The sequence below is a fragment of the Rhodococcus sp. KRD175 genome (genome assembly GCF_017168275.1).
Classification (GTDB): Bacteria; Actinomycetota; Actinomycetes; order Mycobacteriales; family Mycobacteriaceae; genus Rhodococcoides; species Rhodococcoides fascians.
On record NZ_JABFAQ010000050.1, the window covers coordinates 1 to 7,773 of the forward strand.

The 7,773-nt window shown below is 66.0% G+C and carries 14 protein-coding genes; 7 read left to right on the forward strand and 7 right to left on the reverse strand.

Annotated features, from left to right (window positions below):
* Positions 1-356: 356 nt before the first annotated feature.
* Positions 357-1,130, forward strand: a complete 774-nt coding sequence (locus tag J1M81_RS24950; protein ID WP_206499085.1) for a hypothetical protein — start codon at positions 357-359, stop codon at positions 1,128-1,130.
* Positions 1,131-1,163: 33 nt separating this feature from the next.
* Here the strand turns inward: J1M81_RS24950 and J1M81_RS24955 are convergent, their stop codons facing one another.
* A complete protein-coding gene (locus tag J1M81_RS24955) occupies positions 1,164-1,517 on the reverse strand; it encodes a helix-turn-helix domain-containing protein (protein ID WP_008719949.1) in 354 nt (117 codons plus the stop codon).
* Positions 1,517-1,915 (reverse strand): hypothetical protein, encoded by a 399-nt coding sequence (locus J1M81_RS24960; protein ID WP_042940222.1) that lies wholly within the window; start codon positions 1,913-1,915, stop codon positions 1,517-1,519. Before J1M81_RS24960 ends, J1M81_RS24955 begins: the two co-directional genes overlap by 1 nt.
* A 192-nt stretch (positions 1,916-2,107) precedes the next feature.
* Here J1M81_RS24960 and J1M81_RS24965 point away from each other — a divergent pair, with 192 nt between their 5' ends.
* The 5 genes from J1M81_RS24965 to J1M81_RS24985 are packed head-to-tail and all read left to right on the forward strand — an operon-like array spanning position 2,108 to position 4,305.
* Positions 2,108-2,527, forward strand: coding sequence for a hypothetical protein (locus tag J1M81_RS24965; protein WP_042940223.1), 420 nt, complete (start codon positions 2,108-2,110; stop codon positions 2,525-2,527).
* Between the two features lie 3 nt (positions 2,528-2,530).
* On the forward strand, positions 2,531-2,713 hold the full coding sequence (locus tag J1M81_RS24970; RefSeq protein ID WP_042940224.1) for a hypothetical protein: 183 nt from the start codon (positions 2,531-2,533) through the stop codon (positions 2,711-2,713).
* Positions 2,714-2,750: 37 nt separating this feature from the next.
* Positions 2,751-3,563: a methyltransferase gene (locus J1M81_RS24975; protein ID WP_206499086.1), complete on the forward strand. Its 813-nt coding sequence runs from the start codon at positions 2,751-2,753 to the stop codon at positions 3,561-3,563.
* Positions 3,560-3,979: a hypothetical protein gene (locus J1M81_RS24980; RefSeq protein ID WP_008719959.1), complete on the forward strand. Its 420-nt coding sequence runs from the start codon at positions 3,560-3,562 to the stop codon at positions 3,977-3,979. Before J1M81_RS24975 ends, J1M81_RS24980 begins: the two co-directional genes overlap by 4 nt.
* Positions 3,976-4,305: a hypothetical protein gene (locus J1M81_RS24985; protein WP_008719961.1), complete on the forward strand. Its 330-nt coding sequence runs from the start codon at positions 3,976-3,978 to the stop codon at positions 4,303-4,305. Before J1M81_RS24980 ends, J1M81_RS24985 begins: the two co-directional genes overlap by 4 nt.
* 85 nt (positions 4,306-4,390) lie before the next feature.
* Here J1M81_RS24985 and J1M81_RS24990 read toward each other — a convergent pair whose 3' ends face one another.
* The 4 genes from J1M81_RS24990 to J1M81_RS25000 form a co-directional block, all read right to left on the reverse strand.
* The gene (locus tag J1M81_RS24990; RefSeq protein WP_008719963.1) at positions 4,391-5,245 is read right to left on the reverse strand and encodes a hypothetical protein; all 855 of its coding nucleotides are present in this window, start codon (positions 5,243-5,245) and stop codon (positions 4,391-4,393) included.
* An 86-nt stretch (positions 5,246-5,331) separates the two neighbouring features.
* Positions 5,332-5,928, reverse strand: coding sequence for a DnaB-like helicase N-terminal domain-containing protein (locus tag J1M81_RS24995; RefSeq protein WP_206499087.1), 597 nt, complete (start codon positions 5,926-5,928; stop codon positions 5,332-5,334).
* A gap of 87 nt (positions 5,929-6,015) precedes the next feature.
* Complete coding sequence (locus J1M81_RS26755) at positions 6,016-6,147, reverse strand: hypothetical protein (protein WP_268995348.1); 132 nt, start codon at positions 6,145-6,147, stop codon at positions 6,016-6,018.
* A gap of 27 nt (positions 6,148-6,174) precedes the next feature.
* Positions 6,175-6,417, reverse strand: coding sequence for a glutaredoxin domain-containing protein (locus J1M81_RS25000; protein WP_008719967.1), 243 nt, complete (start codon positions 6,415-6,417; stop codon positions 6,175-6,177).
* A 479-nt stretch (positions 6,418-6,896) separates the two neighbouring features.
* Here J1M81_RS25000 and J1M81_RS25005 point away from each other — a divergent pair, with 479 nt between their 5' ends.
* Positions 6,897-7,067, forward strand: a complete 171-nt coding sequence (locus tag J1M81_RS25005) for a hypothetical protein (protein ID WP_155289019.1) — start codon at positions 6,897-6,899, stop codon at positions 7,065-7,067.
* A 185-nt stretch (positions 7,068-7,252) separates the two neighbouring features.
* Here the strand turns inward: J1M81_RS25005 and J1M81_RS25010 are convergent.
* Positions 7,253-7,773 (reverse strand): DUF4192 family protein (locus J1M81_RS25010; RefSeq protein WP_206499088.1); only part of this gene is annotated, 521 nt, incomplete at its 5' end.

Genomic DNA, 7,773 nt, shown 5'->3' on the forward strand with positions numbered 1-7,773 from the left:
CGCGTGCGACGGCGATGACGTCGCGGCGGAACTCCTCGGGAAATGCTTTCGGCATGGTGAACATCCTTCCACCGTGAGGAGCGATCCTCACAGATCAGATGTCAACCAAAGCTGGGGCAGTCCCGTGCGACCAACCTGACACGCGCTGAGCGGTCTGATAGGCATTGCCCATGTTGATCACTACGGACTTGCAACGCCGCACACTGCAGTTCGTACTCGCTGCAAATCGCGGCGGATATCAACCGTCGAGCAAAGAAGTGCGGGAGTGGGTCGACCGACCCGACCCCCGCCCTGGCAAACGGGGAAAGATGATCAGGCCGGCCAGACCGGCAAAGCCGGGAATCCCATCTCCATTCATGCAGTCCCTCACCGCATCCATTGAGTCACCCGTGCTGAGGTTCCTGCGAGAAAACCAACAGACCTACGCCACGCCGTCGATCGACTTCGCAAGTACCTTCGGGAAGGACTTTCGAGCTGCCGCAGGCATTGCCTCGATGTTCGGTGGCACGGCACCAACACCGGGCCGTCCGGCCCGATACGCGCCGGATGGCCCGCCGGAGCATGTCGTGAAGCAACTGGTGCGATTCGGTTGGATGCAAAAGGGCAGTAACAAGGGACTCACCGTCACCCCTCTCGGTCGTGCCCTGCTCAACTCCGATGAGAGCAAAGAGGCCGGCGTCGACGAGACCGGGGTTCTTGTGCTGCAAAGTCGCGATCCCCTTGCGTGGGGCAAGCTGGTTGGCAGCATCTCCGAACTCGAAGAGGTCTACATCGTTGACCCGTATCTACGCGCCGAGCAACTCGTGCAGCTTGTCGAACATGCAGACGTACATCGAGTTCTGATCGGCCCGAAAATTGGCAAGAGTGCAGTGACCGAGCTGAAGGTCCTGCTCGCCACACCCGGGTACGAAAGTCTCGCCGTACGACAAGCTCCTCACGACATGCTTCACGACCGCTACATCGTCGATCCACTATCAGTGCGAATGCTCGGGGCGAGCATGAATGGAGTGGGAGGAGCCGCGACGACGGTCGTCTTCCCACTACCTGACGAACACGGAGCGTATTTCAGGCAGCGCGCCGAAGAATGGTGGGAAGGCTCCGAAGATTTGCGCTCGTCACCGGCAACCTAGCCGCCAGCACTGACCCGCTCTCAAGCGAAAGACTCAGACGAAGGCGTCGAGGTCGAGTGCGATTTCGACGCCGTCTTTCTCGACGACGATCTTCGGGTGCACAGCACCGGTCGCAGCGAGGTACTGCCGCAGCGTCGAGAGCAACAGATCGTCGCGGCCCTCGATCCGCGACACCGCACCCTGATTGGTCCCGAGTAATGCCGCCATCTGAACCTGGGTGAGGTTGCCGGCCTTACGGATGTCCGCCAACCCGTCGGCGTACACCCGGTTCATCGTCTCCCGCTCGGCCGCGAACTCGCGCACCGTCTCCGCAATCGCGGGCTTGGTGCGCAACTGCTCGATCCGGTCGTTCGCACGCCGGAACGACTTCTTCTCGCTCTCGCTCATCACTGCTCCCCTTCCGCGGTCTCCCGCAACCAACGCTCGATCGCGACATCGGCCCTCGCGCCGACACCGTCGTAGAACACATCACCCATCCGCGCCTTGTCGGCCGCGAACAACGCCACCACCACCGAGCTACTGCCGGGCGGGAACCAACAGATCAACCGCAGCGCAATCTGCGCATCGAACGGATGCGCCGTGCGCCACACCGGAAACTTCTTCGACTGCCGCACCCTTTTGAGGTCCGGCCGATCCTCCACCGGAACGCCGTCGAGCTCACGCAACTGCACCAATGCATCGGTCACCCGAGCGAGGACCCGCACCGACGCAGCATCCCCGGCGTCGGCCTTCGCCTCCACTCGATCGAGCCAGTCGAAGAACTCTTCCGGTGCATCAACGTCCACCTCCCGAGTATACCGTGCACGGCATATACCGCGCAAGGTATAGCGCCGTCTGTGGCGTGCATCTGTCGGGCCGATTCGATAGCGTTGCCCTCGGATATCGGACGGCGTGTGGGCCGCCCGAGACCGCGTTGTCACTCAGCGCTGCGCCACTCTCTCGCGCGCGCTGCACGCCGTCTCCGAAAGGTCCCACACATGTCGCTCACCCCTCTCGATCCCAACACTGTTCGCGCCGCTGCACAGGCTGCTCTCGATGCCCGTCTCGGTTTGATCGACGCGATTGTCCAAGCGCAGAACGAGCGAGCCGCCGCCGCCGCGAAGGTCGCCGAAGCGCAAGCCGCCGAACGCACCGCTGCCGCGACTGAGCTTGCCGCGATCAAAGCCGCGCTCGACGGCGGCTGGTCCGCCCCCGAGCTCCGCAAGGCCGGGCTGAAAGTCCCCACCTCCGCCGTCGCCGGCAAGAAGACCGCCACCACTGCGGCTACCAAGACGTCGCCTCGGCCCCCGCGGCTGCAGCCGTCGTCACCGGCGAAGACCGAGCCCGACGCTGCCGAGTCGACCGGTACGGACGCCGAGCAGAACTCGCCGGGTGAGAGCTACCCGAACGCGAGCTGACCGATGACGTACCTGGTCGGCTCTACCTGGGTTCTGGTGTTCGTCGGTGTCATCGCAGCAGGAGCAGCCGGGCTACGCCTGGCTCTCGCCGATAGCTGCGAGCCGATGGATCGAACCACCACCGCCCTGTCTGCGGCCGCTGCGGTGTGCGGACTCGCTGCACCCGCGCTCGTCGCCCTCGCATAACCGCTTCCTTGCCCGGACCTCTCGAAGGCAGACCCTCATGGACACCACCGATCCCCACTCACTCCAGCCGGCCGCAGAGTCCCCCTCAGCCGCGCCCTCGACTCGTACGCTGATCGAAGTCGAGATCTCCACCCTCGACCAACACGGCGACCCCGGGTTCGTACACACCCGCGGGCACTTCCACTCCCCCTCGACCGCAGCCCGGTTCGCGGTGAGCCAAGCAGAAACCGTCGCGGACCTCCGCCAGGTCGATACCGTCGCCGCGACCTTCACCCAGACCGTCGACGACTCGCTCTGCCTCATCGGGACCCCCGGCGAGATTGCGTGTGCTCTGGCGTCGATGCCGGCCTACGCAGCGGGTGTCCGCTCGGCGGAACTACCGCCACCGGGCTACGTCACCACCGCGATCGGGGTCTGGACCGCCACACCGATCGAGCCGCTTCCCGGCGTCGACCCGGCCGACCTGATCGACGTCACCGTGCGGTCGACTCGTCCCGATCCGTTGCCGGACTCGACCACGGTGGCCGGCGACTTCCCCGCTCACTCGGCGCACATCTTCGCCGGCGCTCTCGCTCGCGAGATCACGATGCGCAGCGGTGGCCACAGCGAGGCGACCGTGAAGACAGTGCCCGGGCAACGCAGGCTCGTCGTCGAACACCCGGTGGAGGTCTACGACGCCGATGCCGCAGCGGTCGCCCGCTACACCCGGATCACGCAACTGCGGGCGAACATCGCGGCCCTCGATCCGGTGGCGGACGCCGAATGCGCAGTCGGCCTCACTGCCGAGCTGCATGTCCTGGAAAGCCATACCCGCCGGTCGTTCGACGACGAATCGGGCGCAGTGGCGTGATCGATATCCAGTGGCACCTCAGCCTGGTCGGGCACCGCACCGCCGCCGAGATCCCCGGTGTGATCGAGCGCCTGCAGGCGTGCGGGATCACCTCGGAGATCCTCGACAAGGTTCTCAGCGCCCCGGACTCGCTGCTGTACGCCCCCGAACGCGACGGCGAGGACTGGGCGCACGATTACGGCGGACCTACCGGTGCGGCACTGCTCACCGCCGAACTGCTCGCCTACCTGTCCCATCAGCACCGCCTCGCTGCCCTGATCCATCGCGATCTGATCACCGGGTTGGTGGCCACCCACCCCATAGACACCGTCGCCGGACATCTCGGGATCGCCGAAGCCGCGGTGGCCCGACTGTCTCTCGTCCCTCCCACCTCGCCGCCCACCGGCGACGCACCGACCGAAGGACCCACACCATGAGCACACCCGACTCCCCCGCCCTGTCCGACCTCGACAGCATCGAACTCGCGATCCTCGCCGAACTGCGCTCACCGGAAGCGGTGGCCGCGTTCGAGATGCTGCACGCCGCCGTTCCGGTGGAGACCGGGTCGCGGTTCGCCGAGCTGCTGGCGATCATCAACGACATTTCAGGGGCGAACTTTGCCGTCGACGCGTCGTTGAACCTGCTCGACGCGGTGCAGGACTCGGGCGACCTCGCGCTGGTCGTCGCGGCCGCGCCCACGCTCGACGATCCGATCACCGCGCTCGCGCTCGCTCAGCTGTTGCGCACCATCCGCCAGGACTGACCTACGCCACCTGAATCGGTCCGCGAGACATCAGAAAGCCCCGACCACGCATGATGGTCGGGGCTTTCTGCTGTCCGGCGGGGAACTAGTGCTGGGGCCAGCCGCGGACGAGCTTGTCGGTGCTCGCGTGCACGGCGTTGAAGGCGTCGACGAGGTACGTCAGCCACGACGCTGCGGTCTCCGGGTTCGGGACCAGCGTCGACGGGACGGCGTTCTGTTCCTCGTCGGAGAGTTCGTTGAAGTCGGCGGGGTAGTCGGTGGTGTCGCCGTCGACGATGTTCGGTGCGCCGTCGATTTCGTAGGTGATCACGAATTGGAGCTCGTGCCGGTTCGGGGCGGTGAACTCGGCCGACAGTGCGAGCTCGCCCCATAGTCGCCGGTCGTAGGTGACGGCACCGGAGTTGATCGCGGCCTGCAGCAGCCAGTGCGGAGTCCACAATGCCTGCGCGCTGCCCGGTTCGGGCCACTCGAAGTCGTCGTCGAGCACGTCGGCTTTCGCGAGGTCGAGGGTGAGCAGCGGGGCGGCCGGCGCGCGGGTTCCGTCGGCGGTGGGTGCAGTCATGGCCGGTGCCTCCAGGATGTCGGTGTGGGTGTGGGTGACGATGAGGACTCCCAGGTCAGTGCCGATGTTCGCACTGTCCCCGAGAGCGTCGAGCAGCCGTTCGGCCAAGGTTGCCGCGTCCGCAGCGCGGTAGGTGCCCAGGGTGCTCCACGTCGCGGCGTCGTACGAGGTTTCCGATGCCGAGCACACCTGCACAGTCAGTGCGCCGCTACCGGTCGGGACGCGCTCGAGGTCGCCGGACGCGTCGACGACAGCAGCGATCTGCTCGCGGACGTGCACGGGCAGACCCGCATCGACAGCGGCACCGGTCGTCGGTGCGTTCGTGCGGTCCGGCGCGTCGTGTGGCGGCCGTTCGGCATGCTCACCTGTCTCTGTCACTGTCCTCGTCTTTCGATTGTGGCCCGCAGAGCACCGTAGTGCCCTCGGCGTCGTCCACGCGCCGACCGGTATCCGTGCGGGTTCGTTCAGGAGGTCGGTGGTTGCCGAAAGCTGTTGAGCCGGTTGAATGCTGCACGCTGCCGGGTGCCGAGTTCGACCATGTAGTCGAACAGGTCGGCTTCGGGTGCCTCTTCGGCGGCCTGGGCCAGTCGCCCACCGGCGATGTGGAAGCTGCGGCGGTAGGACTGGGACAGGACGTTGTCGGCGTAGTGCACGGCGGCGACGGAGTGCGCGCCGGCGGTGACGATGCCCATGAGGCGTTTGCGTAGCGGGGCATCTTTGGCTCCGTCGGCTCCGGATCGGATGAGTGCACCGGTGACGGAGGCGAAGTCGTGGGGTTGGCCGGCGGCGATGAGGTCGACGATGTGGCCGTACATGCGTGCGTGCGCGGGATCCTCGAAGTCCGCCGCAGTGAGCGTGCTGGTGATCCGCTCGATGTCGGTTCCGCCGTTGCTCTGGTTGCGGACATCCATCAGGGCGCACAGGAGCATTGCTTCGGGGTCGGTGGCCGGGTCGTACCCGGGTTCGACCGCTGTGTCGAGGTCCTCTACGGGTGCGAGGTCCGCGCGTGCCTGCGCTGCCGGGTCGTCGCCGGGTGTGGGGACTGCGCGTAGTGCGTTCATCGTCGGGCCTCGCGTTCGTGTCGGTGTCGGGTCAGAAGTCGTCGTGAACGGATACGGGATTACTGGCGGCCACGCCTTCGGGGATGGTCACGATGCGACTTGCTCGGCGTCGCCGTACAGGGTGTCGTTCTGTTCGGTGTCGCGCTCTGCTGCGAGTTCGGCATCGACCTGGCGGTCGATGTAGTCGGCGTCGGGGATGTAGGCGGGGACGAGGTGCATGGCGGTTCTCCTGTGTCGGTGGGGGTGTCAGGCTGCGAGTGCGTCGAGTCGGCCGATTCGGAAACCGGACCAGTCTTCGCGGTCACCGTCGCTTCGGTCGACGACCACGACGGGCGCTTGGAGGTAGCCGAGCTCGGAGGTGACGAAGTGGCGGGCGGTGTCGTCTTCGGTGATGTCGACGATTCGGTATTGGAGACCGTGCTTGTCGAGCCGTCGTTTCGTTGCATCACATTGGTCGCAATTCGGTTTCGTGTACACGGTGATCGACATGGTTGCCTCCTTCTCGGAATTGTCCTATTGGCTTCTATTCTACGTCACAAATAACTTTTGCACCAGGTGTAAATACAGTCATTTACGTTGCCCTATAACGTATTTCAGTGTTTTGTACCTACCCATTGCTATGCCCGACGGGCCCCTCGAAAACGGTGTAGATACTTGTATCGGGCTGCCTTTATTGCGTTCTTTTCGCTTACGGGTGGCGCGGAGAAGAGACGGCGGCGCACGGCGTCGATGGTCAATGCCTGGCCGGTGCGAGTGTTCGCCAGGGAGCGCAGCGAGTACGGGTCGGGCGAACAGTCGTGCTGGGCCCTGTGGGCCGAAGCGTGAGCGGAGCCAGGGGTTGATCCGGGAGACGACGGGTGATGCATTCTCGTTGCGCAGTCAGACGGACCGAAAAGAACCTCCCCCTCTCGGTGTCGCTGCACTCGTAGCGGTGGCTGCGTTCGTGCTGGTCGGTAGGGTGCTGCGGTATGGAGCGCTCGCGGATCGAACATGCCTTGTCCAAAGCTGTGGTGAACGCTGAGCCGCCGCCGTCGGAGCTGGCGCTCGATGCGATCGTCGCCGGTGTTCCGGTTGAGGACACTCGTCCACCCGCCGCCGACGTCGATATGGCGTGGCCGGCCCGTCCGACGTCCCTCTGAGCGCTGTTCCGCTCTTTCTCTGCCACGCCTGACCTCACCGCCCCCCGCCTGCTCTTCTGTCGTTGCTGCGGGTGGCGCGTTTGTCGGTGTGAGGGCTCGATGCCCGATGCACCGGCCCCGCGCCCGCGACCTGCGGTTGCCGGGCGTGGCCACCTCGAACCGGTGGCCACGCTCGGCGGCGGGTGTCAGGTGTAGCTCTGCACTGCGCCGATGTGGGCGGCGATGTAGTCGGGGGTGATGACTGCGCCGATCCCCCTGACCTCTTCCGGTGGCATTCCGGCGTTGAGGACGCGGAGGAGGATTCCCGTCAGGCTCGGCAGCGGCACGTTGGCTCGTTCGGCGGTGCGTTCGGCGGCCTGTAGTGCTGCGTGAGCTGCTGCTCCGTCGCCGGTGCAGTACACGAAGTAGGCGGCGATGGTGAGAGCGTTCGCGCGGGCGGTGCCGCGTAGCGGGGCGGCGATGCGGGTGAACGCGTCGGCTGCGTCGGCGTCTCCGTGGATGGACAGGGCCAGGAACGCGTCCCGGACTTCGAGGTGCCCGGTGGCCAGTGCCAGGCCGACGCGGGCGGTGAGGTCGGCGCTGGGGATTTCGCGGGCGTGGATGACGGCGGCGAGCTCGTCGAAGGTGACGGGCAGGAAGTCGGCGCCCATCGTGGCGGCGGCGGCGAGGGCGAGGGATTCGGGAATCTCCGTGGTGGGGGCGTATC

Coding starts and splice junctions, on each gene's coding strand:
- J1M81_RS24950 (WP_206499085.1), top strand. CDS start 357: ATGCAGTCCCTCACCGCATCCATTGAGTCACCCGTGCTGAGGTTCCTG.
- J1M81_RS24955 (WP_008719949.1), bottom strand. CDS start 1,517: ATGAGCGAGAGCGAGAAGAAGTCGTTCCGGCGTGCGAACGACCGGATC.
- J1M81_RS24965 (WP_042940223.1), top strand. CDS start 2,108: ATGTCGCTCACCCCTCTCGATCCCAACACTGTTCGCGCCGCTGCACAG.
- J1M81_RS24970 (WP_042940224.1), top strand. CDS start 2,531: ATGACGTACCTGGTCGGCTCTACCTGGGTTCTGGTGTTCGTCGGTGTC.
- J1M81_RS24975 (WP_206499086.1), top strand. CDS start 2,751: ATGGACACCACCGATCCCCACTCACTCCAGCCGGCCGCAGAGTCCCCC.
- J1M81_RS24985 (WP_008719961.1), top strand. CDS start 3,976: ATGAGCACACCCGACTCCCCCGCCCTGTCCGACCTCGACAGCATCGAA.
- J1M81_RS24995 (WP_206499087.1), bottom strand. CDS start 5,928: ATGAACGCACTACGCGCAGTCCCCACACCCGGCGACGACCCGGCAGCG.
- J1M81_RS26755 (WP_268995348.1), bottom strand. CDS start 6,147: ATGCACCTCGTCCCCGCCTACATCCCCGACGCCGACTACATCGACCGC.
- J1M81_RS25000 (WP_008719967.1), bottom strand. CDS start 6,417: ATGTCGATCACCGTGTACACGAAACCGAATTGCGACCAATGTGATGCA.
- J1M81_RS25005 (WP_155289019.1), top strand. CDS start 6,897: ATGGAGCGCTCGCGGATCGAACATGCCTTGTCCAAAGCTGTGGTGAAC.